This is a genomic window from Aliiroseovarius sp. ABM4_368 (assembly GCF_056161205.1).
Genome location: NZ_JBSWYR010000002.1, coordinates 79,512 through 104,452, shown reverse-complemented (window position 1 = coordinate 104,452; position 24,941 = coordinate 79,512). Strand labels below are relative to the sequence as shown.

Genomic DNA, 24,941 nt, shown 5'->3' with positions numbered 1-24,941 from the left:
ATGGTCGACATTGCCACCCGCGTCTATAATCACAGCTTCAAGATCGACCCGATTGTCCGCTCGCTGATCGACACCGATTTCTACAAACTGCTGATGTGCCAGTCGGTCTTTCGCAACAAGCCCGACGCCCAAGTCACCTTCAGCCTGATCAACCGTTCGAAATACGTTCCCCTTGCCGACCTCATCGACGAAGGCGAACTGCGCGAACAACTCGATCACATTCGCTCGCTCACCCTGTCTCGCGGCGAAAGCACATGGCTGCGCGGCAACACCTTCTATGGCAAACGCCAGATGTTCCGCCCCGACTTCATGGAGTGGTTCGAGAACATGCGCCTCCCCGCCTATCACCTCGAACGCGTCGGCGACCAATACGAGCTTACCTTCGAAGGCTCCTGGCCCGAGGTCATGCTCTGGGAAATCCCCGCGCTTTCCGTCCTCATGGAACTCCGCTCCCGCGCCGTCCTGCGCGGCATGGGCCGGTTCGAACTGCAAGTCCTCTACGCCCGCGCCATGACCCGCGCGTGGGAGAAGATCTCGAAACTCCGCACCCTCGACGGCCTGCGCCTTGCCGATTTCGGCACAAGACGCCGCCACTCCTACCTCTGGCAGGACTGGTGCGTGCAAGCCGCGATGGAGGGGCTGCCGGGCAGCTTCGTCGGCACCTCGAACTGCCTGATCGCCATGAAACGCGACATCGAAGCCATCGGCACCAACGCCCACGAACTTCCCATGGTCTACGCAGCCCTGGCCGAAAACGACGCCGAGCTTGCCCAAGCCCCCTATGACGTGCTCGCCGACTGGCACGAAGAACACGACGGCAACCTGCGCATCATCCTGCCCGACACCTATGGCACCAAGGGCTTTTTGGACAACGCGCCCGATTGGCTCGCGGGCTGGACCGGCATCCGCATCGACAGCGGAGACCCCGCCACAGGCGCCGAAACCGCCATCAACTGGTGGAAATCCCGTGGCGAGGATCCCACCCAGAAGATGGTCATCTTCTCGGACGGTCTGGACACCGACAAGATCATTGAACTGCACCAGCAATTCGCAGGCCGCGTACGTACCAGCTTCGGCTGGGGCACCCTGCTTACGAATGATTTCCGAGACCTCGTCCCGGATAATGCCCTCGCCCCATTTTCGCTGGTCTGCAAGGCCGTGAAAGCGAATGGGAGGGCGACGGTGAAGCTGTCGGACAACCCCAACAAGGCGATGGGGCCAGAGGACGAGATCGCACGCTATAAGCGGGTGTTTGGGGTTGGCGAGCAGGTCGGGATGGAGGTTGTGGTTTAGGCTCTATGGCGTTTGCTCCCGATGAAATAAACGCCGTGTTCCGAAAGCACGGCTGGACTGTCGCCAAAGCTCTTGAAGTATTAGATGAGGACTACCTGTCCGAGGACTTAGCGCAGTTTTCGAAGGGCTCCCTTGTCGTAGATTTAGGGTTCTATGGAGATGGCACCAACGTAGCTGCGGGATCATTTAAAGCCTTCTTGATCAAAGGGGAAGACTGGGAAAACAGCTTGGCGACGTTTAGTTGCAAGCAACCAGAGATAGCGTTCAACTTTCTACAAAGTTTAGCCGGATACGAGGACGAAAACTAGTTGTGCAGATAAAGGTAAGAAAACTGCAGCGTCCTGAAGCCTATGAATCACCCGTCGGCAATTTTTTAGCGGAGTTTCAGGCCGAACCGCCGCAGTCGGATTGGATATACTGTGAGCTAGACACCGCCGAAGTTTTCATTGCCGGTGAAACACTGAAGCCGTGCTCAGGCGAAAGCGGCCTCTCCATTCAAGGGAAGAATACGCTGATTATGGGCACGGTCTCTCAAATATTGGAGCCAGGTTTAGCTATTCTTTCGATCCGGAGCGGACAGTTTATGTTCGAGTATCAAGGTGAAATCTCGTTGGACATATTGGTTGGTCTAGAAGCAAAAGAGCTGAAGTTGCATCCGACCAATACCTGACACATTGCGAGTGCTAACAGGTACACTCCGCCCCTTATCCCCCAAGAAAATTCCGGGCGGCGGTGACGGCTTTTTGGGTGTAGCTGGCGACCTCGGGGCCGGTCGGGTCGTACCGCGGAACCGCCCAGCCCATCGACGCAAAGCGACGCATCATTAGGAACATGGGCAGTAGGTCTTCCGCCTCTTGGCTCAGCGCGCGGTGGTCTCGATATCCCGCCAGCGCCGCCGCCTTGATCGCCTCATATGCGGGTTCGTCGGCGTTTTGGGTCATCATCACCGCAAGGTCGTAAAGCCGAAACCCAAACCCCGCATCATCGAAGTCGATCAGGGTCAGGGCGTCATTGTGAACAAAAACATTTTCACGCAGGGCGTCTGCGTGGATCAGCCCGAAATCCGCTCCGTTTTCAAGGTAAACCGTCGCCAGATCATGTGCTACAGCCCGCGCCCGCAGCACCATGTTTCGGTCGTCCTCGCTCAACGCTGGGCACTCCCAAAACCGTCCCCAAAACGGGTCATCCCCTAGCAGCCCCGGGATGTCCCACCTGTGCCGGGTGAAGTCGTCAGGCAGGGTGATTTCGTTGGTCAGGTTGTGCAGTTTTGCCAGCTCTGCTCCGACCTTTCGATACAGCTCTGCCTGCGCTTCCGCCGTACCTTCCAGCGGCACCCCACTCTCCCCAATCGGTGCACCCTCGACCCACGACACCATTGTCGCGCATTGATCGGACCCATTCGAGAATACAAAGGCGTCGCCCTTCGTCGGGATGGGCGAGGGCACCCGCATACCCGCCTCGGCCAATGCGCCCATCCAGTCCAGTTCCGACCGAATGGCAGCTTCGGATTGATACCCGGGACGGTGCAACCGCAGCGCGGCAGGTTTCCCCGCCACCCGCACTTCATGCACCGCGTTCTCGCGGTCCTTGATCATCCGAACATGCTGCGCATCCCATGCCTTTAGCGCTTGTTTCAAAAAGGAGTTCATGCAGGCACTGCTTTCAGTGCGGCGTCCAGAGTCTCGGCCAGAAGCTCGGCCTGAGATCGGTCAAAGCACATCGGCGGACGGATCTTGATCCCGTGGTAGTACCGCCCAACAAGATGCAACAACACGCCGCGGTTCCGCATCTCTTCGACCAGATCCTTGCAGAACCCAGCCGCCCCTTCCGGGTCGCCGTCTCGCGTGAATTCGATCCCCATGAACATCCCAGCGCCCCGCGTGTCAGCGATCATTGGGTGCTTCAGCTCCTTGAGCAGCTTAAGAGCATAGTCGCCTGTGTCGCGTGCGTTCTCGACTAGCTTTTCGTCTTCCAGAACCTGCAAAACAGCCATCGCTGCGGCCGCCGATACCGGGTTGCCGCCGAATGTGTTGAAGTATCCAAATCGCGTGCGGAACTCGGCCATGATTTCAGGGCGGGTCACTACAGCTGCCACCGGATGCCCGTTCCCCATCGGCTTGCCCATCGTCACAATGTCCGGAGCCAGCCCGATCCGATCATGTCCCCAGAAGTTGCGCCCGGTGCGGCCAAAGCCCGGCTGCACCTCGTCCGCGATAATGATCCCGCCAGCTCGGCGCACCACTTCCACGGTCGGGTCAAGGAACCCCTTTGGCAGATCCGGGAAGCCCTCGTTGGCGAAGAACGGATCGAGTATCAATGTGCCGAAGCCGTGGCCTTCGTCCTCTAGCGCATTGATAGCGCGCTGAATTTCGTCGGCAAAGGCTTGGGCTTGCGCTTCAGCACTGCCACCAAGCGGGGATAATGTATCGGGCGAGGGCACCTTCTTTACCCAATCCACCGGCCCACCAATTGGCATACGCTTGGCCGACAGATGGCTGACCAGATCCGTGTTACCGTGATAGGTGTTGTCGGTGCAAATGATGCCAGTCTTGCCTGTCATTGCGCGGCCCATGCGCAGAGCGATGTCGTTGGCCTCGGAGCCCGTGCAGACCATGATCATCGTGTCCAACCCGTGATCCATCGTGCCGGTCAGCCGCTCGGCGTAGTCCAGAATGCCTTCATGCAAATAACGGGTATGCGTGTTCAGCGTGGCGGCTTGTTTGGTGATCGCCTCGACCACTTTCGGATGCGCGTGGCCGACATGCGGGACGTTGTTATAGCAATCCAGATAGCGGTTTCCGTCCGCGTCCCATAGCCACGTACCTTCGCCCCGGACCACATGCACAGGATCGTGATAGAAGGTGGTCAAGTTCGGGCCAAGAAGCCGCGTACGGCGGTCCAGAAGATCAGTTTTCATGTGGGTCTAGTCCTCGTTCACGCGGCCACGCAGGGCTTTCACCTGACCGCGTTTGGTTTTGGCATCCATGCGTCGCCGTTGCGAGCCTTTGGTGGGTTTGGTGGGAATACGTCGCTTGGGCGCGACCAGCGCTTTTCGGATTATTTCGGCCAGACGTTCTGCCGCGATTTCGCGGTTGCGGGCTTGGCTGCGTGTGTCTTCGACGCGGATTGTGATGGCCCCGTCCTGCGCCCATTTGCGGCCCGCGATACGTTTCAAGCGCGCCTTCACGGCCTGTGTCAGATGGGGCGAGCGGGCGGCTTCGAACCTGAGTTCAACGGCCGTTGAGACCTTGTTGACATTCTGCCCGCCGGGACCGGACGAGCGTGTGAAGCTTTCGCTGAGCTCCCAGTCTTGCAGGATGATATCGTCGGTCACGCGGATCATGGGGGCACCCTAGTCCGTTCTGGATCCAAAATGAAAGGGGCCAAATGAAAAGGGCCGCCCAGTGGGACGACCCTTTCGAGAATTTAGGAGGTGGGGCCGGTTAGACTTAGGTCAACTCGGCCTGCTATCCTGTCCAGGGGCTGCCCCGGATGGTCGCGACCTAGGTTGTCCCAGCACCTCGCTCCGTTGTATCTCTAGACATGGACACCTCCTTTCTCGCTGTTTCTATATCTAGGAGGTTGCCACAGATTTTGCGTTTGTCAAAACTTTTCACGCAGGATTTGGTGAAAGTTTTGTGACCAGTACGCGGAATGGCACCAAAGCAAGCAGCGCAAGGGCCAGTTTGACCATCCAATCAGCAACCGCCAAAGACACCCAAAGCGGGGCCATCGGGCCTGCGCCCAAAAGCGGCAAAACCTCGCCCGCCCAGCTGACATCGTTGGTGGGTTCAATGAAAGTCAGTGCGCCCGAAAACGCGATGGTGAAGAAGATCGCAGTGTCGACCGAGCTGCCGATCAAGGTCGAGACAACCGGGGCACGCCACCAGCGGCCTTCGCGCAGACGGTCAAAGATAGCGACATCCAAAAGCTGTGCGGTCAGGAAGGCAAGGCCGGATCCAATCGCGATGCGCAGCGTTACAAGCGGGCCGAACTCGCCCATGATCTGGGTGCCGATGAAGCTGCAGATCACGCCGGTGACGAAGCCGACCAGCACGACTTTGCGTGCAGCGGATACGCCGTAGACGCGGTTCATCACGTCAGTGACAAGGAAAGCGAGCGGATAGGTGAAGGCGCCCCAAGTCAGCCATTGGCCGAACAGGAACTGCACCAAAATGTTAGAGGCCACGACGATGGCGGCCATGGCGATAACGCCAGGAATAAGACGGGTCATGATGTTGGTCCGTTTTAGCAAGGTTGCGGAGACTTGGCCCCTGCAAGGCAAGGACGGGGCGCTTCTATAACGGGAATGCCAACAGATCAACCCTTGTAAACAAGGGGGATGTCGCGTCAGTTCGCGGTCAGAGTCGGATCTGGGGATGGGGTCAGGACCACGTATTCAACGAATTCTGTCACTTGGAAGAACTTGAAATTGTCGTCCGAGACCATGGTCAGTCGGATGTTGTCGTTGTTGTCACGCCAAACGGCAAGCCCTTCTAGATTGTCATGCAGGCCGACCGGGGTGCGTAGCAACTCGACTTCGTTCTTGAAACCATCTGGGGTGATATCAAATCGACGAACGCGGTTGGTGAAGCCCAAAACACCGCTGAGGTGACGCTCGAGCAGATAGAACTTTCCGTCTGGGCCAATGTCCGCCCCCACGGGCAGATAGGGCGCGAAGCGTGGGATCGTAAACGGCTTCTCCCACGTTTGGCTGCCCGCTTGCAAGCGGTAGACCGGGTAGGGCGAGCCTTCGACCCCGGTTCGTTCCGGGATGGTATAAAGTGTGCCGGTCTGGTCGATGGCAAGCGCTTCAAGCGACGAGTTGTTTTGCAGTTCCTTGAAGTCGGGATGCAATTTCAACGCACGCCCCTTGGTCCTGACACTACCAAAACGCATCACGCGGTGCTTAGCCTCGAAGCTGACAAAAATAGGCCCGTCCATGTTGGAAGCCAACCCCTCGCTGTCCGATCTGAACCGGCCAAAAGGGGTGCCTTTGGGGGATTTCAGCGGGCCAAGGCGCGCGGTTTTTAGGCCCGATATGACCTCGTCTTCGCGGTCAAAGCTGCCTTTGACCACATAGCCACGGTCGGTGATCGCGATGAAACCTTTTCCATCCTCGCTGATCTCAAGCCCGGAAAAGCCGCCGAAATGCTCGCCCTTGCCGTGCCAGCGATAGGCCGACACAAGCTGAGCATCCGACACGGGTTGCGCGCCAAGATCAAGCGTCAGAAGGGCGGCAAGGGCCGCTATCGCGATGACAAAACGGGTCCGCATTGGCTTGGAAGATCCTTAAGGGTCAGGGGACCACGGGGTTTGCTGGGCGTCGTCGGTTTGGTGGTTTTCGGTGCGGGTTTGGGATGCAGAATGTCCTGCACCCACTTTTCAGCATCCTTACAGCCGTCACCAGCAGGAGGCGGGGCTTGGTTAACGCAACCTTTTACACCTTTGGGGCAGGAAAGCCGCACATGGAAGTGATAGTGATGCCCCCACCACGGACGGATTTTGCGAAGCCAGCGCCGGTCGCCCTTGGCGTCTTTGCACATTTGGACCTTGGCGCCTGGGAAGACGAAAATCCGCGCCACGCGCTTGTCCTTGGCGGCGGCTTTGATGATCTCGTGATGCGCGCGGGTCCAGTTTTGGTTCACGTAAGCTCCCTTGGAACGACGGGTCGAGATCGAGGAAATCGACTCGCGTTGGGACGCGCTCAGGTTCAGACGTTTGGGTGGCAGCATCCAAATATCTGCGTCCAACCCAATCTGGTGCGAGCGGTGGCCCGACAGCATCGGCCCACCACGCGGCTGGCTCAGGTCTCCGACATAAAGGCCTTTCCAGCCCGGTTGCTTTGCAGCTTTGCGCGACAGTTTCTGTACGAAGTCGATTAGCTCGGGATGACCCCAATTGCGATTGCGCGACAGGCGCATAGCTTGCCATGTCGGCCCGGTTTCGGCCAACTGCTCGGCACCGGCCAGACAGCCTTTGGCATAAGACCCAAAGGACGCCGACCGCGTCGCAGTGCCTTTATTGGCCGCACCGAACAGTTCTTTTGCGGGCTGTTGAGCAGCGGCAGGCAGGCCAGTCAGGGCCAGCCCCGCTATAAGGATCAATTTTTCAAACAGTTTCATATGAAAACCTACGCGTGGTTGCCATTGGGTTTAACCCAGATGAGTAGGACAAGTCCCAGTAAAAAGAGCGCGATAAGCGGGGAGACGCCGAGCTGCTGGCTGCCTGTCGCTGCTGTGATGATGCCGATCAGGAAAGGCGCAAGGAAGCTGGTGGCCTTGCCTGCTAGGGCATAAAGGCCGAAGGCTTCGGTCATTCGATCAGGGTTTGCTTGGCGCACCATCATTGTGCGGCTGGCCGATTGCAGCGCGCCGCCTGCGGCCCCGATCAGCGCTCCGAGGATATAAAATCCGATGTCCGGCAGGCTGCTGTCCGCAGGGACCGGCACGCCAAACACGCTCTCGCGCGAGATGAAGACGATGCAGATGGCGACGAAAGTTAGCACGATGATGCACGCGGTGATCACCGGTTTCGGGCCAAAGCGCCGATCCGCACGGCCTCCGATCCAGGCAAAAATTGCGCCGGTGATGATCGCCAGAATGCCGAAAATGCCGACGTCTACCACGGACCAGTTCAACACACCTGCCGCATAGATGCCGCCGAACGTGTACATGCCGTTCAGTGCGTCACGATAAAACATTGAACTGCTAAGATAGGCGAACAGGCTGGGCGATTTCGGAAGCGACCGGATCGTATTCCAAAGGCTGGCCAGCGCGTGGCGCACCAAAAGAGGATCGCTGCTGACCGGTTTTGGATCGCGCACCCATAGGAAGAAGGGGATCATGAAGATGGCGAACCAAATCGCGGTCAGAGGGCCCACGAAACGTGTGCCTTCCTTCAATAGTGGGTCCAACCCGAACGGGGGCGTCATACCGATCAGCGTTTTGCCGTTCTCTTGTTCAACGAACAGGGCCAGCATAATGATTAGGGTCAACAGACCGCCGATATAACCAAAGGCCCAGCCATTGCCGGAAATGCTACCGATTTCCTCTCGCGAACCAAGATCGGGCAGCATCGCGTTGGTGAAGATCGTTGCGAACTCCATCCCTATCAGGCCGATGCCGAAGAGCATTAGAATAAGCGTCATGTTGAAATTGTCAGGCGCTGCATACCACAGTCCAAAACTGCCAATCACATACATGATCGAAAACAGCCAGATCCATCGCAGACGATTGCCCGAGTTGTCGGCGAAGGCACCAAGGATGGGCGCCAGCAGCGCGATAATCAGACCGCAGGTGCCAACTGCGAAGCCCCAACTGGCTTGCGCTTGCGCCCCGTCGCCCACCACGGTTTTGAAATACGGGGCGAAGACGAAGGTCAGGATCAATGTGTTATAGGGCTGGCTGGCCCAATCGAAAAAGAACCATCCCCAGATGCGCTTACGTGCCGAGATTTCTGCCATGTCTGCCCCTGTACTTTTTTTCGATCAAACAGGGAAACTGGCGCGCGGGCAAGGGGACTTACATTTCAGGTGGCCAAGGTCGCGTAGCGTCAGCGTCGATCCACGCCTGTACCCATTCGGGCAACTCGGGCGCGGGGCCGGTGTGACCAATGGCGGCGCGCACCTTGTCAGAAGGGACAATCCCGTTGCGATCCGTCACGGCCGAGCGATAAACGATCTGGTTTGCGCAATCCTTGCCCAGCCACATCGTCTGTTCGACATAAAAGAATTTGTCGTCCCAGCCGACCAAGCGGCTGCGCATCTCGAACCGCGCAAAAGTGCGGATACGCTTGCGATAACGCACGCTGGCGCCTGCCATGGTCAGCCCCCAGCGGTTCTTGATCAAGGCGCGGCTTAGACCCGTGCGGCTGGCCAAAGGAATGCGGCCCAGATCGTACATGGTCAGGGTGCGCCCATTATTCAGCTCGCGCCACAGGTCGATGTCCCACGGCCAGCAACGATGGTGGCTGATATGGACGCCATCGACGGGCAGCGGCTCGGCCTTGGCGAATTTCACCATTTCTTTGATCATGCGAACAACGGGATACATGGCGGCTCCTTTACATGTGCCCGACCTGCCGCGCCTTTTCCCAAACGTCAATCCCAACCGCGCGTCACCCTTGCCCTTGGGCGGCAGGCGACCTAGATGACAGAGAACCAAATTCAAGGAGCCGACATGCAATCCCTGTTTCAAATTCTGATGCTGATCGTGGACATCGGCTGGTTCATCATGATCGCGCATATCGTCATGTCATGGCTGATCAACTTTCAAGTTCTGAACCTGCGCCAGCCAATTGTGGCGCAGATCTGGTATGGGCTGAACCGCTTGCTTGAACCTGTCTATGGCCGTATTCGCGCCTTCCTGCCCGATATGGGCGGGCTAGATCTTGCCCCGCTGGTGGCATTGGTAGCGCTTTATGCGGTGCGGATCATCCTGATCAACAACGCGGCCTCGTTCTTCTAATTCGCTTGCCGCCCACGCGCGGGCATGGGATTGTGCTGTCAAAACACCGAGCAGCACATACATGCCCCGCGACCTAGACCTTCTGAAATCCGTCTTCGGCTTCGATGATTTTCGGCCCGGTCAGGCCGAGATCGTGCAGGCCGTGTGCGACGGTCAGAACACGCTGGCCATCATGCCGACGGGTGGCGGGAAATCTCTTTGCTTTCAATTGCCTGCGCTGGTGCGCGATGGGGTGACGGTGGTCATTTCTCCGTTGATTGCCTTGATGCGTGATCAGGTGAGGGGGCTTCAGGCGGCAGGTGTTTCGGCGGGGGCGCTAACCTCGGGCAATACTCAGGAAGAAACCGATGCGGTCTTTGCCGCGCTGGAACTTGGCGAGCTGAAACTTCTCTACATGGCGCCTGAACGTCTGGCCTCGGGTGGGACGCTGAACCTGCTCCGTCGGATCGGAACCAGCCTGATCGCCGTGGACGAAGCACATTGCGTCAGCCAATGGGGCCATGATTTCCGCCCGGATTACCTGCGGATCGGAGAGCTGCGCCGCGCGTTAAACGTGCCCTTGGCCGCCTTCACTGCGACTGCCGACGAAGAAACCCGCGCCGAGATTGTTGAAAAGCTGTTTGATGGTGAACCGCCTGCCGCGTTCCTGCGCGGCTTCGACCGTCCAAACATTCACCTAGCTTTCGCCGCCAAGAATTCGCCCCGCCAACAGATCCTATCCTTCGCAGCCGCCCGCAAAGGGCAATCCGGCATCGTTTATTCTGGCACCCGCGCCCGGACCGAAACTTTGGCGAACGCACTGCGCGACGCGGGTCACGCGGCGGTGCACTATCACGGCGGGATGGAGCCCGATGACCGCCGCGAGGTCGAGCGACGCTTTCAACAGGAAGATGGGTTGATCGTCGTCGCGACTGTGGCCTTCGGCATGGGGATCGACAAACCTGACATCCGCTGGGTCGCGCATTCTGATTTGCCCAAATCCATCGAGGCTTACTATCAGGAAATCGGCCGCGCGGGCCGCGATGGTGCTCCTGCTGAGACATTGACCCTATTTGGTGCCGACGACATTCGTTTTCGCCGTACTCAGATCGACGAAGGCTTGGCCCCGCCCGAACGCCGTTCGGCGGATCACGGGCGATTGAATGCCCTGTTGGGCCTGGCCGAGGCGCATGGTTGTCGCCGCAAGCAGCTTTTGGCCTATTTCGGGGAAGAGGCCGAACCCTGTGGAAACTGCGACCTCTGTTCCAACCCGCCGGATCTGTTCGACGGTACGGTCGATGTGATGAAAGCCCTGTCCGCCATCCTACGCACCGACGAGCGCTTTGGCTCGGGTCATCTGATCGACATTTTGCGCGGCACGATGACGGATCGGGTGCAGGAACGCGGCCATGACAGCCTGCCGACGTTTGGGGTGGGGCAGGATCACGGAAAACCCATGTGGCAGGCGATTTTCCGGCAGATGCTGGGCCTGGATCTGGTGCGGCCCGATCCCGAACGGCATGGCGCGCTGCGCATCACGCAAAAGGCGCATCCGGTGCTGCGGGGTGAAGCTCAGGTCACGTTGCGGCGCGACACATTGAAAGCCGCGCGTCGTCCCGCCGCCAAGATGCTGGTGTCAGAAGAAGACGCGCCGCTGTTGTCTGCCCTCAAAGCCAAGCGGCGCGCGCTGGCCGAAGCCGCCCGCGTCCCAGCATACGTGGTGTTCACCGACAAAACGCTGATCGAGATGGCCGAAACCCGCCCCGCGACGTTGGACGACATGGCGCGGATTGGGGGCGTTGGGGCGAAAAAGCTGGAAAGCTATGGCGCCGATTTTTTGCAGGTCATTGCGGGCGAAGTTGAACATATGCACCCCGCCCGTCGCAAGCTGGCAGGCCGCGCCGCGGGGTCCCTGTTTGATCAGTTGCAAGATGCCGCTACGGACTTGCTGCGTGGCAAGGATGGGACTGGTAAATATCTGACAATCGCGCCCGGCTCGCTGCGCAAGATTGCCGAGCGTAAACCGACGAGCATCGAGGAGCTGGCACGGATGCCCGGGATGAATGATGCCAAAGCCGAACGGTTTGGCCCGGCATTTTTGGAAATTTTAAGCCAAGGGGAATGATATGCTGATTGTGGTCTCGCCCGCCAAAAAACTGGACGAAAAACCTGCGCTGAACGGCGCGGGAACGCGGCCTCGATTTCTTGAACAAGCCGAGATCTTGGCCGAAACTGCGCGGGGTGTCGGTGCAGAAGGTCTAGAAAAGCTTATGCATATCTCGCCCAAGCTGGGCGCGCTGAATGCCGAACGCTTCGGTGTCTTTGGCAGCGGCCAGGGCGAAAAACCCGCAATCGAAATGTTCGCGGGCGACACCTATGCCGGGCTTGATGCCGCCAGTCTGGACGAGGACGCGATGCGCTATGCCGATGACCATTTGTGCTTGCTGTCAGGGCTTTACGGTCTTTTGCGCCCGCGCGATCAGATTGCACCCCACCGGCTGGAAATGGGTACACGAATGGTGAACCCGCGCGGCAAAAATCTCTATGAATTCTGGGGGCCGCGCATTGCCGATGCGCTGAACGAGGCGGGCCAAAAGACGGAAAGTGAGATCTTGGTAAACTGCGCCTCGGTCGAGTATTTCACCGTTGTTCAGAAGGACCAGTTGAACCTGCGCGTGATCACGCCGCAGTTTATGGAAATGAAGAACGGCACGCCGAAAGTGATCAGCTTCTATTCCAAGAAAGCCCGTGGCTCGATGGCGCGATACGTGGTGCAGAACCGGCTGCGTGACCCGCAGGCGCTGTTGGAGTTTGATCTGGGCGGATATCAATATCAGCCCGAGATGAGCAAACCCGATCAACCGGTATTCCTGCGCGACGCGATCTGATCAGGCGTCATCCATAGGGGGCGTTGCGTCATCGGGGCAGTTCGTCATGATCTCGTCAATGATGGCGGCTTTGCGTAAGGGTTTGGTCAGGTGTTTGTCCAGCCCGTGCTTCAGGATTTCTTCGGCGTCACCGGTCATGGCGTGCGCGGTCAGTGCAACGATACGGGTGCGGGTCATGCCCTGATCCTGCTCGATCAGGCGAATGCGACGGGTGGCCTCTTTGCCGTCGACCTCGGGCATCGAGATGTCCATGAAGATCAGGTCAGGTTTGAAATCCAGAAATGCTTCGACTGCCTCCAACCCGTTGTTTGCAAAGCGCAGGTCGATGTTCAAAAACTTGACCAGTTTCGAAAGCACAAGTTGGTTGGTCTTGTTGTCCTCGGCCGCCAGGACGCGCATCACGCGGGATTGAGCTGGGGTAACAATGGTATCTACCGGCGGGATTGCAACCTCGGGTGCTGCGTCCGTAACTGCTGGGACGAAATCCAGTGTGCTGAGTGTGTCGAATAACACATTGCGCAGTACCGGAGTGTGCAACACATGCGAGGCAATGGTGACGCAGCTACAATCAGTTTCGCGCTTCTGAGGGGGAGTCAGAACGATCAATTTGATGTCTGGGCAGGCCGATTTAAGCACCTGTAGTGAATCAGTGTCCTTTGACTCAGCAGCGCAAAGAGCTTCGTCCACGAACACAACCCGTGCGCCCTGACATTTCTGGGTCAGGTCTGTTGTGGCGGATGTCAATTCAACTTCAAACCCAAGTGCTTTCAGGCGTTTTTCCAAGATGGTCTTGTTCAACCCGTCGGTCAGTGCCAGAACCGCCTTGCCCGGCTCGTCGGGCAGCCGAGGTTCGACCGCATGCTTTAGTGCGGGAAGCGAGACATTGAAGCCAAAGCAGGAACCTTCGCCTTCTTCGCTTTCCAGCCAGATTTGACCGTCCATCAGCTCGACCAATTGACGGGCGATGGCAAGCCCCAGCCCGGTGCCTTCATAGCGGCGGTTGCGTTCGTCTTCGACTTGATTGAATTCGCCAAAAATGTGGGCTTGCATGTCTTCGGGAATGCCAATTCCACTGTCTTCGACCGAGATATGGACGCGGTAATCCTTGTCATCCCCGGCGGGTAACCCGATGGCGCGCACCAGCACATGCCCTTCCGATGTGAACTTTACAGCATTTCCGATCAGGTTGGTCAAAATCTGCCGCAAGCGCACCGCGTCGCCCATGAATTTGGTCGGCATGAACAGGTCAAAATCAATCGACAACTGGATGCCCTTTTCCTGCACGGTGGGTTGCAACAGCGTCACCACGTCCAAAATGGTCTTTTCCAGATCGAACGGTTCGGGGTGCAAGGCCAGCTTGGCGGCTTCGATCTTCGAGTAATCCAGTACGTCGTTGATGATGGTCAACAGAGCCTCGCCCGATTTGCGGATCGTGTCCACGTAAAGGCGCTGTTCGTCGTCCAGATCGCCTTCGGCCATCAGCTCGGCCATAGATACGACGCCGTTCATGGGCGTGCGAATCTCGTGGCTCATATTGGCAAGGAAAGCGGACTTGGCGCGGTTTGCGGACTCGGCGCGGTGCCGGGCCTCTTTCAGATTGGTCTGATAGGTGATGGTTTCAGTGATGTTTAATCCAAGGCAAACCATATCCCCATCACGCGAGCGGCGGTCCACAAGCTGAATGTGGGTGCCGTCCCAAAGCCGCAGGTTCAGGGGATCCCGTTTGGGGGCATGCCAGCGATCCAGCATCATGTCACGCCACGCCAGTGGGCGAAGGTCGCCGATATCGACAATGCCCTCTTCGGTGGCAATGTTAAGGATGTCGACATAGCGGATGCCCGGCGCCACGCAGGTCAGCCCATCGAAGGGCTTCAGATAGGCGCTGTTGGCGGCAATCATCCGGTCGGTCTGGTCAAACACCGCAAATCCATCTTCGATGGTTTCCAGCGAATCCCACAGCCGCCGTTTGGCGATCACGACCTCCTTGTTGGCGCGTTCAAGGTCGGCGCGGACTTGGGTGTTCTCCCCTTTGATTTCTTCGACGACCTCGCGGGTCTCGCTTATTTCGTCCGACAGTGACAATGCATGCTGAGACAGTATGCGGTTGGCATCCGAAAGCTCGGCCTGTTTCTGGGCCAAAAGCCGTTCGGCGGTCATTCTGGCCCGCCGTTCTTGTGCAAGAATATCTTCGATTTTCATCCCCGGTTCTCCGGTTGGGCGATACTGTCTGACACAGCATCACCCAACACGGTGAACAGGAACTTAATGGGAACGAGAAAATTTGAGGAAGAATTGCCTGCGCAAAGAAAAACCCCGGCGCTGGGCCGGGGTTTCTGAATTTATTCGTCGTCTTCGTCTTTCGAGTCCGGCAGATTGAAGAAGCTGTCTGCGTCGGGCAGTTCTTCCTCTTTCTCTTCCGGCGCATCGGACAAAGTGAATGTTTCCAGTCCCTCGATCGCGCTGGGCATCTTGGGTTCAGTGTCCATGGCCAAGCTTTGCTCGGTCGAGACCAGCTTGCGACGCTCGTCATCTGACATCACGCCGCCTTCTTTTGCTTGCTTGGCGGCAGCTTTTTGAACCGCCTGGTCAAGCTCGCTCTGCTTACACAGACCCAAGGCAACCGGGTCGATCGGTTCCATGTTTTGGATGTTCCAGTGGGTGCGCTCGCGGATCGACTGGATGGTTGGCTTGGTGGTGCCCACCAGCTTGGCGATCTGCGCGTCGGCCAATTCCGGGTGGAATTTCACTAGCCACAGGATCGAGTTAGGACGGTCCTGACGCTTGGACAGCGGCGTGTAACGCGGACCACGGCGTTTTTCTTCGCCCGAGGCAGCGGCATAGAACTTCTGCTTCAGCTTGTGCAGCGGATTGCTCTCAGCCTTGTCGATCTCTTCTTGGTCCAACTGGTTGTTGGCCACGGGATCAAAGCCCTTTACGCCGGTGGCGACGTCGCCATCAGCAATGCCCTGTACTTCCAGCTCGTGCAGGTCACAGAAATCCGCGATCTGCTTGAAGCTGATCGTCGTGTTGTCCACCAGCCAAACAGCGGTGGCTTTTGCCATGATCAGTTTGCTCATCTGAACACTCCTTACAATATCGGCCCGGATACAACTTTCCCGCGCCCTGGCTGGGCTGTCTGGTGCCAATTGGCGGTCCAGACGGGTTTCCGTTGTCGGGGAACTTGGGGTCTATATAAGGAAGGAAGGCGAAAGAGGGAAGTGCAAATGCGTCAACTGTTCTTGGGTGGCTTGATCTGGCTGAGTGCGGCGTGGGCCGGTGTGGCCGAAGGCGAACGTGCGGGGGATTTCGACTATTACGTGCTGTCGCTTAGCTGGTCACCGAATTGGTGTGCCACGACAGGCGATCAGCGTGGATCCGAACAATGTGATCCCGACCGAGATCTGGGCTGGGTCGTGCATGGGCTGTGGCCGCAATATGAACGCGGCTGGCCGAGCTATTGTAAAACAGCGGTGCGCCCTCCGTCCCGGTCCATGACCGCCGCGCAGGCCGATATGTTCGGTACCAGCGGAGCCGCGTGGTATCAGTGGAAGAAACACGGATCCTGTGCGGGGCTTGAAGCGGCTGATTACTATGCGCTTGTGCGTGAAGCGTTCGGGGCCGTGAACCGCCCAGACGTGTTTCGCAAACTGGACCAATCCGTGCGCCTGCCCGCGTCCGTGGTGGAAGAGGCCTTCCTTCAAGCCAATCCCGACTGGCACCCCGACATGCTGACCATCACCTGCAAAGGCGACCGCATTCAAGAGGCGCGCCTGTGCCTGACCAAAGACCTTGAACCTCGTACTTGCGCCCGCGATGTCGTGCGCGATTGTACGGCGCAGAAGGCGTTGCTGGACCCAATAAAGTAACTACGACTTTATCAACCGAACCATACGAGTCTTGAACCCGACGGGTGCCTGCGCCGTGTCCGTCATTTGATATCCAAGATTCTCGAAATCCGCCCGGTATTTCTGGTTTGCAGCGATGGTGCTGTTGGTGGTCCAGTCCATCTGAACCTGCACATCTGTCGATCCGCGACGGTGCGGAATTTCGTCGGGCATGGGCAGTCCGGTTTTCTCGGAGACATCCTTGATGATCTCGCCGATGCCATCTTCGAACCGGTAGATCGTGCAATTGTCGGTCAAATACTCCCATTGCGGGATCAGGTGGCCGTCCAGAAAGAACGGGTCGGATTTCACTTTGTTCAGCACGCGGTCTACCCAAGACTGGAAACGTCCCTTCTGCGCGATCACATCGGCAGACCGTTTGGTGCGCATTTTGAACTCGGATTCCAGTCGCTTATACGGGTCGCGGACGATGGCGAAGACAAAGTCGAAGTAATCCGCACCGAACATAGCTTCCACATCCGTCATGCGCAGATGCTGAGGCGTCAGGCGCAGCCCGTGTGTCGGGATCGGATTGTGCATCCGCAACGGGGCAACTGAACTGAGCCAGTCTTCCACCGAAGATCCGCCCGTCTTCGGGATATGGATGAACAGGATGCGCTTCCCGCCATGTTCGATATAGGGCACTAGCTGACCTCCAAAACGATCTTGCCGATGTGTTGGCTGGTTTCCATGCGGGCGTGCGCCTTGTGGGCGTCTTCCAGCGCGAAGACCTGATCCATTACGGGCGCGATGCGGCCTGCATCAAGAAGCGGCCAGACTTTTTCCGAGAGCTCTTCGGCGATGCGGGCTTTGGCCAGATCAGATTGTGGACGCAGGGTCGATCCGGTGACGGTCAGGCGCTTGGCCATGATCATCGCGAAATTGATCTCGGCCTTGGGGCCGGACAGGAAGGCGATGTGCACCATGCGGCCTTCAACGGCCAGACATTTGATGTTTCGAGCGATATAGCCCCCGCCGACCATGTCGAGGATCAGGTTAGCGCCGCCTTCGGGCTTCATCACCTCAACGAAGTCTTCGTCTTTATAGTTGATCGCGCGTTCGGCACCCAAGTCAGAGCAAACCGCGCATTTCTCGTCGGACCCGGCTGTGGTGAACACTCGCGCGCCAAAGGCGTTGGCCAGTTGGATTGCTGTTGTGCCAATGCCCGAACTGCCGCCGTGGACCAAGAAGCGTTCGCCCGCTTGCAGGCCACCACGCATGAAGACGTTGGACCAGACAGTGAAGAAGGTTTCGGGCAGGCAAGCAGCTTCTTTCATGCCCATGCCATCTGGGATGCGCAGCGCGTGGGCCGCAGGGGTCGTGACGTATTCCGCATATCCGCCGCCGGGCAGAAGTGCGCAAACCTTGTCGCCCACCGTCCACTGCGTGACGCCATCGCCCACGGCCACGACTTCCCCAGACGCTTCAAGGCCGGGCAGGGGGCTGGCGGTGGGGGGCGGGGCATAGCTGCCTGCGCGTTGCAGCGCGTCGGGACGGTTTACACCGGCGAATGCAACCTTGATCAGGATGTCGCCCGGCCCCGGCGAAGGAAGGGGCTGTTCGCAAATCTGCAAAACCTCGGGACCACCGGGTTCGGTGATCTGAATTGCGCGCATCTTTTTGGTCATTATTCGTCCTCGTCTGGGTGCCAGCGGCCGGGATAGTTCGGGTTGGGCGTTCCGGGGGCTTTGATCGAATCCAGGATTCTACCCGGCCCGGACATGAACGCTTTGTAAAGCGCCGATCCACGTGCTTGCCCTTTGATTTTTTCGATCTGCATCACGTCGTCGATGCGGCGATCAAGGAAGGCCCACGTGGCTTCGTCCCCTTCGCTTTCATCACCCAGCCAGAACAACACAACGGATGAATAGACCGCCGAAAGTGTCGCCCGCTTCGTGTACCAGTTCAGATCGGTCGAGCTGTCGCCCAGCGTCTCCCAAATTAGTCCGCAGGTGGTCCACAACGCAGCAGCCCCGTCGCTGGCGTTCTGAGGCATTGCGAAGAAGGTCATGCCCTTACGGACCAGTTCCTTATCCGCAACCTCAAGCCGAAACCGCACACCCGCTGCGATCTTGTCGCGAAAGCGCATTTCTGACAGGTCAGCTGCATTCAGGCGCTCGACCATTTTGGCGTCGCCAGACCGATGATAGGCCAGTGCCAAATCCACGGCTCCACGCGGATACATCGCACGGGCATCGGTCTCGGATAGGTCGCAATCTTCGGCAGCGGCCAGAAGGGTTGCATCTGACCACCCATCGAACGGGACGTGGTTCAGGGCGGCTTCAAGCAATTTATCTTTTTCGATCATAGGCTGTTCCTCGCATCTGAGGGCGAACTGGACAAGAGGCTTCGTCGCTGCTAGAAGCCAGCTTCCTGCAACTTTTTGCAAACTCTAACTTAGAAAGGTGGTGACAACCACATGCAGGTTTCGGTTCGTGATAACAACGTCGATCAAGCGCTTCGTGCGCTGAAGAAAAAACTTCAGCGTGAAGGTGTCTTCCGTGAGATGAAGCTTAAGCAGCATTTCGAGAAGCCCTCCGAGAAAAAAGCGCGCGAGAAGGCAGAAGCGATTCGCCGTCAGCGTAAGCTGGCTCGGAAAAAAGCACAGCGTGAAGGTCTTCTTTAAGATCTGAACAGTGTTCGATGGGCAGGTTGTCAACTGTCCGTCAAAACGACCCCCGTAAGCGCTGCTTCCGGGGGTTTGTTTTTGTCTGGCTTAGCGTTTGCGCCACGCATCCAGAATGTAGCGGCTGGTCATCAGATCCAGATGTGCGCCGCCGCCGTTTTTATAAAGCGTGATGTCCTCGGGCTGGCGGGTGAAGACGCCATCTTGGTGGTCGTAGAGATCGCCCACCACATCATCGCGGCTGATCACCCCGCGGGCCAACGGGTCTTTGAACTCGCCAATGTGATCCAGCACCGTGTCGCGGCTGTCCATGTACAGGCGGGCGCGGGTCAGGGCGGTGTCGTCGGCCTCGCGCATGTCGGGGCGATAGGCGCCGATCAGGTCAAGGTGTTGGCCGGGACGCAGCCACTCGCCTTTGATCAGGGGGTCGGTTGTCATGGTGGCCGAGGTGATGATGTCCGCCTGTGCGAAGCCTTCTTCCAAGGTGGCCACAGCGTCGGTCTTGTCGAATTCGTCCGCGAACTTGGCCGCGCCTTCGGGGCTGCGGTTCCAAATCAGGAAACGCGCATCGGGGAACATCGCAGCGTAGGCCATGCGCAAGTTGCGCCCGACCGTGCCCGCCCCGATGATCAGCACCACTTTGCTGTCGGGTCGGGCCAGAAGCCGCGCCCCGAGGGCGCTGTCTCCGGCGGTCTTCCACTTGGTAACAAGGTGGAAATCCACGATGGCTTCCAAGAGCCCCGTGGTGTCGTCATACAGGTTCACCGCCCCATGGATCATCGGCTCGCCGCGCCCCGGATTGCCGGGCATGATGTTGGCGGTCTTCACCGCGATCCCCAGCCCGTCGATCCAAGCTGACCGCGTCAGCATGGTGTCTTCGCCGCGATAAAGGAACGTATCCCCAATCTGAGCCTTCGGTTTGGTGTGTCCGTCCAGAAAGGCGTCGGCCAGACTCTTCCAGCTGAGAAGTTCATCGGCCTCAAATGGAATAAGTTCGGGGGTCACAGGTCGCTCTCCTTTATCAAGTCGCGGGCGATCAGGGTGTCGGCCCACGCGCGGGGCGTGGTGAAATGGTGGGTCTGCCAACCGCGCCGGGCGGCGGCGTCTATGTTCTCGGCGCGGTCATCGGTGAACAGAAGGCCTGCGGGCGCATGGCCGCAATCATCTTCCACCATCTGATAGATTTGTGCGCTGGGCTTGGTCACGCCCATATGTCCTGAGATATAGCGCCGGTCGAATTCGGACAGAAAGTCATAGGCGGCTTCCCCGATTTCGAACGTGCCGATGCCGAAGTTCGACAGGGCGAATACCGGGATATTCCGGGCTTTCAATGCGCGCAGTGTTGCCACAGACAAGTCTATCGCGGGGCTGGCTAGATCCAACCAGCGATCATGCCACCAGCGGATTTCTTCTGCATAGGCCGGGTATTTGTCAGCGGTTTCATAGATCACCTGCTGGAAATCCCCACCACGATCCACAAGCTCGTTCATAAAATGCAGATCTACGGCGGCGAACATCTCTTCTCGGCGGGCTTTGCCGATCCATTGGTCGTAAAGCTCCTCTGGTTGCCAGCGGATCAATACGTTGCCGATGTCAAAAATCACGGCGGTGACGGGAGTATTCTGTGTCATGTCGCGACCTTAGTCGGTTTGAACGGAAACGGAAGCCATAACCTTGAAGCCGGATATGGCGCAGGACAGCCCCGAACCGGCGCAATTTGCGTTGTCATTCGCCGCGTTTTCCGCTTGAACCATCCATAACAATGAAGGAGCGCGCGCCATGACAACCTGGATCACCATCTGTGACACCTGTAAACACGCGGATTGGGCCGAACGCGGGATGGAGCAAACCGACGGTGAAGCCTTGGCCGCATTGATCGAGGCGCAGGCCGAAGGCACCGATGTGCGCACCCGCCGCGTGTCCTGCCTGATGGGCTGTGACAACAGCTGCAACGTCGCCATTCAGGCGCATGGCAAGCTTTGCTACACGCTGGGTCGTTTCGAGGTGTCCAAGGAAGCGGCGCAAGGCATCGTTGACTATGCGCGGGCCCATTCGGACAGCGAAACCGGACAGGTGCCCTATCGCGAATGGCCGCAGGCGGTGAAAGGCCATTTCGTGACACGCCATGCCCCCCTGCCGGAGGATACATGATCCAAGCTAAGGAACGCGATCACGGGGGCGGGCTGGACGCGGCCATTGCCCGCTTCGGCGGCACGCGTGCGGGCTGGTTGGACCTGTCCACGGGCATCAATCCGTTGCCTTACCCTGTGGGGGCGTTCTCGGCAGATGCGTGGACCGCACTGCCCGATAAAGGCGCGTTTGCGCGGCTCGAGGCGGCTGCGCGCAAGTTTTGGAACGTGCCCGAAGGTGCTGCGGTTCTGGCCGCGCCCGGAGCTTCCGCTCTGATCGCCCGCATTCCATCGCTGTTCCCAGCTGGTCAGGTGCAGATCGAAGGCCCGACCTATAATGAACATGCCGCCGGGTTTCAGGCGCAGGGTTGGGACGTCGTCGATCACGCGGTCCCCGCCCGTGTTGTTGTGCATCCCAACAACCCCGATGGCCGCGTCTGGCCAAATCTGGATTTGAACCGCACCCTTACCGTCATCGACGAAAGCTTTTGCGATGTGATGCCGGATCAAAGCCTGATCGAGGCCGCGATCGAACCGGGCATTCTGATCCTGAAAAGCTTCGGCAAGTTCTGGGGGCTGGCCGGGCTGCGTCTTGGCTTTGTGATCGGGGACCCCGTTCTGATTGCCAAGCTGCGCGACACCATAGGACCGTGGCAGGTTTCCGGCCCGGCGTTAGAGCTGGGCGCGCAGGCGTTAGAGGATTTCGCGTGGGCGGATGCCACACGCGCGCGTCTGATCAAAGACACCACACGTCTGGATGCGCTGATGACGGCCAACGGCGCCGAGGCGCTGGGCGGGACGACGCTCTTCCGACTTTACGATGTCGGCGACGCGCATGCGTGGCAGGACCGCTTGGCCGAACACCATGTCTGGTCCCGCATTTTCCCCTATTCGAACCGTTGGCTGCGCCTTGGATTGCCACACCCGGACCGCTGGGCGCAGCTCGAGGTTGCCTTATGATCTACGCAGCCCCACTTGCTCTGGCCTTAATACTCGACGCCATCTTTGGCGAACCCGATTGGGCGTGGAAACGTGTGCCGCACCCAGCGGTTCTGATGGGGCGGGCCATTGGCTGGTTTGAACGTGGGTTCAATGATGGCGAGGCTGGCTTTCGAAAAGGAGCTATCGGCATTTTGTGCCTGGCCGCTGTTGCCGGTTTGACCGGTTGGATTGTCCGGTGTCTCCCTTTTGGCGGGGTGCTGGAAATCATAGTCGCCGCCATCCTTATGGCCCAGAAATCCTTAGCCCAACATGTTCAAGCCGTGGCCGATGCGCTGCGCCAATCGACGGAAGAGGGGCGCAAAGCCGTCTCCATGATCGTTGGGCGTGATACCCAAAGCATGTCAGATGATGCCATTTCGCGAGGGGCAATCGAAAGCGCGGCTGAAAACTTCTCGGACGGCGTTGTCGCACCCGCCTTTTGGTTTCTGATCGCCGGGCTGCCAGGGTTGATGATCTATAAACTAGTCAACACCGCTGACAGCATGATTGGCTATCGCAACAAACGCTATGAACAGTTTGGCAAATTCGCTGCCCGCGCGGATGACGTGCTGAATTGGATTCCCGCACGCTTGACCGCACTGATCCTGATCCTCGCCCGCCGCAAATGGTCTGCTTGGTCGGTGATCCGCCGCGACGCGCCTCTGCACCGCTCGCCCAACGCAGGGTGGCCCGAGGCCGCTATGGCATCCACCCTGAATGTCGCTCTGTCCGGCCCCCGCGCTTATCACGGCGAGATGCGGGACTTCCCGTGGGTGAACGGCGACGGCGCGCGCGATATTGGCGCGAAAGAGGTCGATCAGGCCGTAGATGCGCTGTGGTCAGCATGGTTGGTCCTTGTCGGGATCGTGATCGCGCTTGCGGTTGTCACGTGATGCGAATGCGCTAATCTGCACGCCAGGCAGTTAACCAAAGGGTTTCGCATGCAAAAACTTCTCTCAGCAGCGGCAGTCGCGGTGTCTCTGGCCCTGCCCGCACAGGCGCAAACCGTGGCCTGTGGTGGAAGTTTCTCGGACTTCGTAGGCGCGATGAAAGACGCGGCCATCGCCAAAGGGCATTCGAAGTCCACCGTGGACAAGTTTTTTGCGTCCGTTCGGCAAGATCAAGCGACGCTGAAGGCCGACCGCTCGCAGGGGATTTTCCAGCGCCCGTTCGTCGATTTCTCGCGCCGTTTGATCAGTCAGGATCGAATTGATCGGGGGCGCGCCATGCTGCGCAAACACGCCGCGACCTTTGATCGGATGGAGGCTGAATACGGCGTCAGTCGCGGTGTTCTGACCGCATTCTGGGCGTTTGAAACCGACTATGGCGCCTTCCAAGGGGACTTCAACACGCTGAACTCTCTGGTCACGCTGTCACACGACTGCCGCCGCCCCGAACTGTTCCAGCCACAGGTCTTCGCGGCGTTGGAGTTGTACGAGGCTGGCGCGTTCAACCCCGCGACCTCGACCGGCGCTTGGGCGGGCGAGATCGGCATGGTCCAGATGCTGCCCGGTGACATCATCGAGGCTGGGGTGGACGGCAATGGTGACGGTAAGATCGACCTGCGCCAAACCCCTGCAGACGCCCTTTTGTCGGGGGCCAAGATGCTGCAGGGCTTGGGCTGGCGCGCGGGCGAGCCGTGGCTGCAAGAGGTCACCTTGCCCACCGATCTGAACTGGGCCGACACCGGGCTGACCACCACGAAACCCGTGTCAGACTGGGCCGCGCTGGGCGTGACACCCCGCAGTGGAGAGCTGGGCGCAGGTAATCTTCAAGCGTCAATCATCCTGCCACAAGGGCGCAAAGGGCCGGCCTTTATCGCCTACCCGAACTTCCGCGTGTATTTCGAGTGGAACCAAAGCTTCGTCTATGTGACCACCGCCGCCTATTTTGCGACCCGGCTGGAAGGAGCACCGATCTTCAACGCGGGCAATCCTGATCCGGCGTTCAGCGGCCAGCAGCTGAAAGCGCTGCAAAAGAAACTGTCTGCGCGCGGACATGATGTGGGGAAAATCGACGGTATTCTGGGTGCGAAAACCCGGACAGCCATTCAAGCTGAACAGGTCCGTCTGGGTCTGCCAGCTGACGCGTGGCCGACCGCCAAACTGTTGAATGCCCTGTAAGAAATGCGCCCCCAGCCGCGTGGGTGGGGGCGAACGCTTCAGGAAAGCGCGTCTTCGAAGCTTTCGACAACCTCTGTCCAGATGTCGAAAATCTCGTCAAAATCGGTCATGCTAACGCCGTCCTGACCGGTATAGATGTCGTATTCCAACATCTTGCGTCCGTCCTCGGCTTCATAGGCTCGCCCATATCGCTGCTCGGCGTTCCATTCGTTCAGTCCGTCCAACGAAATCTCGCTGTCTGCTGTATATGCAGAGAAAAACTGAAGTGAATTACAGTTGGTGTTGTTTCGGCAGCCATAGAAGAAAACGACCATGTTCGTGCCATAGTACTGCACCTCGACAGACGGATCGCCCACGCTGTCTTCAACCAGTTTTGCGGGTGCGCCAAGGTCTTCAAAATAGGCCAGAACGCTTTCAGGCTCGGACGCTTTGACCTGCTCGGCGCTAGCAGAGTGCCCCGCCAACACAGACAGCGCCATGGCACCGGAAAAAAGAATGGATTTCATAGGTTTCTCCAAATCGGACTTTGGGAAAGCCTAGGGTCATGATTGTAGAGGAGCAAGGGCAAAG

General features: G+C 58.6%; 28 protein-coding genes. 12 read left to right on the top strand and 16 right to left on the bottom strand.

The window, feature by feature from the left end; all coding sequences use genetic code 11:
* From pncB to ACXAH3_RS06515, 3 genes are read left to right on the top strand one after another with little or no spacing between them, the layout of a single operon-like run.
* A complete protein-coding gene (pncB, locus tag ACXAH3_RS06525; protein ID WP_474861271.1) occupies positions 1-1,293 on the top strand; it encodes a nicotinate phosphoribosyltransferase in 1,293 nt (430 codons plus the stop codon).
* A gap of 5 nt (positions 1,294-1,298) precedes the next feature.
* On the top strand, positions 1,299-1,601 hold the full coding sequence (locus tag ACXAH3_RS06520; RefSeq protein ID WP_474861270.1) for a hypothetical protein: 303 nt from the start codon (positions 1,299-1,301) through the stop codon (positions 1,599-1,601).
* A 2-nt stretch (positions 1,602-1,603) separates the two neighbouring features.
* On the top strand, positions 1,604-1,963 hold the full coding sequence (locus ACXAH3_RS06515; protein ID WP_474861269.1) for a hypothetical protein: 360 nt from the start codon (positions 1,604-1,606) through the stop codon (positions 1,961-1,963).
* Between the two features lie 34 nt (positions 1,964-1,997).
* Here ACXAH3_RS06515 and ACXAH3_RS06510 read toward each other — a convergent pair whose 3' ends face one another.
* From ACXAH3_RS06510 to ACXAH3_RS06475, 8 genes are all read right to left on the bottom strand, one after another.
* A complete protein-coding gene (locus ACXAH3_RS06510) occupies positions 1,998-2,942 on the bottom strand; it encodes a phosphotransferase enzyme family protein (protein ID WP_474861268.1) in 945 nt (314 codons plus the stop codon).
* Positions 2,939-4,210 carry an aspartate aminotransferase family protein gene (locus ACXAH3_RS06505; protein ID WP_474861267.1) on the bottom strand — a complete coding sequence of 424 codons (1,272 nt, stop codon included), beginning with the start codon at positions 4,208-4,210 and terminating at the stop codon, positions 2,939-2,941. Before ACXAH3_RS06505 ends, ACXAH3_RS06510 begins: the two co-directional genes overlap by 4 nt.
* A 6-nt stretch (positions 4,211-4,216) precedes the next feature.
* Positions 4,217-4,636 (bottom strand): alternative ribosome rescue aminoacyl-tRNA hydrolase ArfB, encoded by a 420-nt coding sequence (gene arfB / locus ACXAH3_RS06500; RefSeq protein ID WP_474861266.1) that lies wholly within the window; start codon positions 4,634-4,636, stop codon positions 4,217-4,219.
* Positions 4,637-4,906: 270 nt separating this feature from the next.
* Positions 4,907-5,527, bottom strand: coding sequence for a queuosine precursor transporter (locus ACXAH3_RS06495; protein WP_474861265.1), 621 nt, complete (start codon positions 5,525-5,527; stop codon positions 4,907-4,909).
* A gap of 116 nt (positions 5,528-5,643) precedes the next feature.
* Positions 5,644-6,570: an esterase-like activity of phytase family protein gene (locus tag ACXAH3_RS06490; protein ID WP_474861263.1), complete on the bottom strand. Its 927-nt coding sequence runs from the start codon at positions 6,568-6,570 to the stop codon at positions 5,644-5,646.
* Entirely contained in the window at positions 6,543-7,418 is an 876-nt protein-coding gene (mepA, locus tag ACXAH3_RS06485; RefSeq protein WP_474861262.1) for a penicillin-insensitive murein endopeptidase, read from the bottom strand. The genes ACXAH3_RS06490 and mepA overlap by 28 nt, the downstream gene beginning before the upstream one ends.
* A gap of 8 nt (positions 7,419-7,426) precedes the next feature.
* Positions 7,427-8,758: an MFS transporter gene (locus tag ACXAH3_RS06480; RefSeq protein ID WP_474861260.1), complete on the bottom strand. Its 1,332-nt coding sequence runs from the start codon at positions 8,756-8,758 to the stop codon at positions 7,427-7,429.
* Positions 8,759-8,816: 58 nt separating this feature from the next.
* Positions 8,817-9,347 (bottom strand): thioesterase family protein, encoded by a 531-nt coding sequence (locus ACXAH3_RS06475; RefSeq protein WP_474861259.1) that lies wholly within the window; start codon positions 9,345-9,347, stop codon positions 8,817-8,819.
* Between the two features lie 126 nt (positions 9,348-9,473).
* On the opposite strand from ACXAH3_RS06475, the gene ACXAH3_RS06470 reads away from it, so the two are divergent.
* The 3 genes from ACXAH3_RS06470 (at position 9,474) to yaaA (ending at position 12,628) form a co-directional block, all read left to right on the top strand.
* Positions 9,474-9,761 carry a YggT family protein gene (locus ACXAH3_RS06470; protein ID WP_474861806.1) on the top strand — a complete coding sequence of 96 codons (288 nt, stop codon included), beginning with the start codon at positions 9,474-9,476 and terminating at the stop codon, positions 9,759-9,761.
* Positions 9,762-9,822: 61 nt separating this feature from the next.
* Entirely contained in the window at positions 9,823-11,865 is a 2,043-nt protein-coding gene (recQ, locus tag ACXAH3_RS06465; RefSeq protein WP_474861258.1) for a DNA helicase RecQ, read from the top strand.
* A gap of 1 nt (position 11,866) precedes the next feature.
* Complete coding sequence (yaaA, locus tag ACXAH3_RS06460; RefSeq protein WP_474861257.1) at positions 11,867-12,628, top strand: peroxide stress protein YaaA; 762 nt, start codon at positions 11,867-11,869, stop codon at positions 12,626-12,628.
* Here yaaA and ACXAH3_RS06455 read toward each other — a convergent pair whose 3' ends face one another.
* Positions 12,629-14,827 (bottom strand): ATP-binding protein, encoded by a 2,199-nt coding sequence (locus ACXAH3_RS06455; protein ID WP_474861256.1) that lies wholly within the window; start codon positions 14,825-14,827, stop codon positions 12,629-12,631.
* Between the two features lie 140 nt (positions 14,828-14,967).
* A complete protein-coding gene (locus ACXAH3_RS06450; protein ID WP_474861255.1) occupies positions 14,968-15,705 on the bottom strand; it encodes a DUF1013 domain-containing protein in 738 nt (245 codons plus the stop codon).
* Positions 15,706-15,852: 147 nt separating this feature from the next.
* Between ACXAH3_RS06450 and ACXAH3_RS06445 the strand changes: the two genes are divergently transcribed.
* Positions 15,853-16,494, top strand: a complete 642-nt coding sequence (locus ACXAH3_RS06445; RefSeq protein WP_474861254.1) for a ribonuclease T2 family protein — start codon at positions 15,853-15,855, stop codon at positions 16,492-16,494.
* Here ACXAH3_RS06445 and ACXAH3_RS06440 read toward each other — a convergent pair whose 3' ends face one another.
* Genes ACXAH3_RS06440 through ACXAH3_RS06430 form a run of 3 tightly spaced genes read right to left on the bottom strand, consistent with a single transcriptional unit; the run spans position 16,495 to position 18,820 of the window.
* Complete coding sequence (locus ACXAH3_RS06440) at positions 16,495-17,157, bottom strand: sulfotransferase family 2 domain-containing protein (RefSeq protein WP_474861253.1); 663 nt, start codon at positions 17,155-17,157, stop codon at positions 16,495-16,497. It abuts the gene before it with no gap.
* Positions 17,157-18,140, bottom strand: coding sequence for an NAD(P)H-quinone oxidoreductase (locus ACXAH3_RS06435; protein ID WP_474861252.1), 984 nt, complete (start codon positions 18,138-18,140; stop codon positions 17,157-17,159). Before ACXAH3_RS06435 ends, ACXAH3_RS06440 begins: the two co-directional genes overlap by 1 nt.
* Positions 18,140-18,820 (bottom strand): COQ9 family protein, encoded by a 681-nt coding sequence (locus ACXAH3_RS06430; RefSeq protein WP_474861251.1) that lies wholly within the window; start codon positions 18,818-18,820, stop codon positions 18,140-18,142. The genes ACXAH3_RS06435 and ACXAH3_RS06430 overlap by 1 nt, the downstream gene beginning before the upstream one ends.
* A gap of 111 nt (positions 18,821-18,931) precedes the next feature.
* Between ACXAH3_RS06430 and rpsU the strand changes: the two genes are divergently transcribed.
* On the top strand, positions 18,932-19,138 hold the full coding sequence (gene rpsU, locus ACXAH3_RS06425) for a 30S ribosomal protein S21 (protein ID WP_007255353.1): 207 nt from the start codon (positions 18,932-18,934) through the stop codon (positions 19,136-19,138).
* A gap of 90 nt (positions 19,139-19,228) precedes the next feature.
* Here the strand turns inward: rpsU and ACXAH3_RS06420 are convergent, their stop codons facing one another.
* Together ACXAH3_RS06420 and ACXAH3_RS06415 are read right to left on the bottom strand one after the other, a co-directional pair.
* Positions 19,229-20,143 carry an ornithine cyclodeaminase family protein gene (locus tag ACXAH3_RS06420; protein ID WP_474861250.1) on the bottom strand — a complete coding sequence of 305 codons (915 nt, stop codon included), beginning with the start codon at positions 20,141-20,143 and terminating at the stop codon, positions 19,229-19,231.
* Positions 20,140-20,769 carry an HAD family hydrolase gene (locus tag ACXAH3_RS06415; RefSeq protein WP_474861249.1) on the bottom strand — a complete coding sequence of 210 codons (630 nt, stop codon included), beginning with the start codon at positions 20,767-20,769 and terminating at the stop codon, positions 20,140-20,142. Before ACXAH3_RS06415 ends, ACXAH3_RS06420 begins: the two co-directional genes overlap by 4 nt.
* Before the next feature lie 148 nt (positions 20,770-20,917).
* Between ACXAH3_RS06415 and ACXAH3_RS06410 the strand changes: the two genes are divergently transcribed.
* From ACXAH3_RS06410 to ACXAH3_RS06395, 4 genes are read left to right on the top strand one after another with little or no spacing between them, the layout of a single operon-like run.
* A complete protein-coding gene (locus ACXAH3_RS06410; RefSeq protein ID WP_474861248.1) occupies positions 20,918-21,289 on the top strand; it encodes a DUF1636 family protein in 372 nt (123 codons plus the stop codon).
* Complete coding sequence (locus ACXAH3_RS06405; protein ID WP_474861247.1) at positions 21,286-22,227, top strand: threonine-phosphate decarboxylase; 942 nt, start codon at positions 21,286-21,288, stop codon at positions 22,225-22,227. The genes ACXAH3_RS06410 and ACXAH3_RS06405 overlap by 4 nt, the downstream gene beginning before the upstream one ends.
* Positions 22,224-23,141, top strand: coding sequence for an adenosylcobinamide-phosphate synthase CbiB (gene cbiB, locus ACXAH3_RS06400; protein ID WP_474861246.1), 918 nt, complete (start codon positions 22,224-22,226; stop codon positions 23,139-23,141). The genes ACXAH3_RS06405 and cbiB overlap by 4 nt, the downstream gene beginning before the upstream one ends.
* 48 nt (positions 23,142-23,189) lie before the next feature.
* The gene (locus tag ACXAH3_RS06395) at positions 23,190-24,371 is read left to right on the top strand and encodes a lytic murein transglycosylase (RefSeq protein ID WP_474861245.1); all 1,182 of its coding nucleotides are present in this window, start codon (positions 23,190-23,192) and stop codon (positions 24,369-24,371) included.
* Between the two features lie 38 nt (positions 24,372-24,409).
* Here the strand turns inward: ACXAH3_RS06395 and ACXAH3_RS06390 are convergent, their stop codons facing one another.
* Entirely contained in the window at positions 24,410-24,877 is a 468-nt protein-coding gene (locus ACXAH3_RS06390) for a YbjN domain-containing protein (RefSeq protein WP_474861244.1), read from the bottom strand.
* Positions 24,878-24,941: the final 64 nt, after the last annotated feature.

Bases quoted from the DNA above. Each gene is read 5' to 3' on its own strand.
- cbiB (WP_474861246.1), top strand. From the start codon at position 22,224: ATGATCTACGCAGCCCCACTTGCTCTGGCCTTAATACTCGACGCCATC.
- ACXAH3_RS06455 (WP_474861256.1), bottom strand. From the start codon at position 14,827: ATGAAAATCGAAGATATTCTTGCACAAGAACGGCGGGCCAGAATGACC.
- ACXAH3_RS06445 (WP_474861254.1), top strand. From the start codon at position 15,853: ATGCGTCAACTGTTCTTGGGTGGCTTGATCTGGCTGAGTGCGGCGTGG.
- ACXAH3_RS06505 (WP_474861267.1), bottom strand. From the start codon at position 4,210: ATGAAAACTGATCTTCTGGACCGCCGTACGCGGCTTCTTGGCCCGAAC.
- arfB (WP_474861266.1), bottom strand. From the start codon at position 4,636: ATGATCCGCGTGACCGACGATATCATCCTGCAAGACTGGGAGCTCAGC.
- yaaA (WP_474861257.1), top strand. From the start codon at position 11,867: ATGCTGATTGTGGTCTCGCCCGCCAAAAAACTGGACGAAAAACCTGCG.
- ACXAH3_RS06435 (WP_474861252.1), bottom strand. From the start codon at position 18,140: ATGACCAAAAAGATGCGCGCAATTCAGATCACCGAACCCGGTGGTCCC.
- ACXAH3_RS06390 (WP_474861244.1), bottom strand. From the start codon at position 24,877: ATGAAATCCATTCTTTTTTCCGGTGCCATGGCGCTGTCTGTGTTGGCG.
- ACXAH3_RS06430 (WP_474861251.1), bottom strand. From the start codon at position 18,820: ATGATCGAAAAAGATAAATTGCTTGAAGCCGCCCTGAACCACGTCCCG.
- ACXAH3_RS06395 (WP_474861245.1), top strand. From the start codon at position 23,190: ATGCAAAAACTTCTCTCAGCAGCGGCAGTCGCGGTGTCTCTGGCCCTG.
- ACXAH3_RS06495 (WP_474861265.1), bottom strand. From the start codon at position 5,527: ATGACCCGTCTTATTCCTGGCGTTATCGCCATGGCCGCCATCGTCGTG.
- ACXAH3_RS06405 (WP_474861247.1), top strand. From the start codon at position 21,286: ATGATCCAAGCTAAGGAACGCGATCACGGGGGCGGGCTGGACGCGGCC.
- rpsU (WP_007255353.1), top strand. From the start codon at position 18,932: ATGCAGGTTTCGGTTCGTGATAACAACGTCGATCAAGCGCTTCGTGCG.
- ACXAH3_RS06520 (WP_474861270.1), top strand. From the start codon at position 1,299: ATGGCGTTTGCTCCCGATGAAATAAACGCCGTGTTCCGAAAGCACGGC.
- ACXAH3_RS06470 (WP_474861806.1), top strand. From the start codon at position 9,474: ATGCAATCCCTGTTTCAAATTCTGATGCTGATCGTGGACATCGGCTGG.
- ACXAH3_RS06490 (WP_474861263.1), bottom strand. From the start codon at position 6,570: ATGCGGACCCGTTTTGTCATCGCGATAGCGGCCCTTGCCGCCCTTCTG.
- ACXAH3_RS06450 (WP_474861255.1), bottom strand. From the start codon at position 15,705: ATGAGCAAACTGATCATGGCAAAAGCCACCGCTGTTTGGCTGGTGGAC.
- recQ (WP_474861258.1), top strand. From the start codon at position 9,823: ATGCCCCGCGACCTAGACCTTCTGAAATCCGTCTTCGGCTTCGATGAT.
- ACXAH3_RS06480 (WP_474861260.1), bottom strand. From the start codon at position 8,758: ATGGCAGAAATCTCGGCACGTAAGCGCATCTGGGGATGGTTCTTTTTC.
- ACXAH3_RS06475 (WP_474861259.1), bottom strand. From the start codon at position 9,347: ATGTATCCCGTTGTTCGCATGATCAAAGAAATGGTGAAATTCGCCAAG.
- ACXAH3_RS06510 (WP_474861268.1), bottom strand. From the start codon at position 2,942: ATGAACTCCTTTTTGAAACAAGCGCTAAAGGCATGGGATGCGCAGCAT.
- pncB (WP_474861271.1), top strand. From the start codon at position 1: ATGGTCGACATTGCCACCCGCGTCTATAATCACAGCTTCAAGATCGAC.
- ACXAH3_RS06410 (WP_474861248.1), top strand. From the start codon at position 20,918: ATGACAACCTGGATCACCATCTGTGACACCTGTAAACACGCGGATTGG.
- ACXAH3_RS06415 (WP_474861249.1), bottom strand. From the start codon at position 20,769: ATGACACAGAATACTCCCGTCACCGCCGTGATTTTTGACATCGGCAAC.
- mepA (WP_474861262.1), bottom strand. From the start codon at position 7,418: ATGAAACTGTTTGAAAAATTGATCCTTATAGCGGGGCTGGCCCTGACT.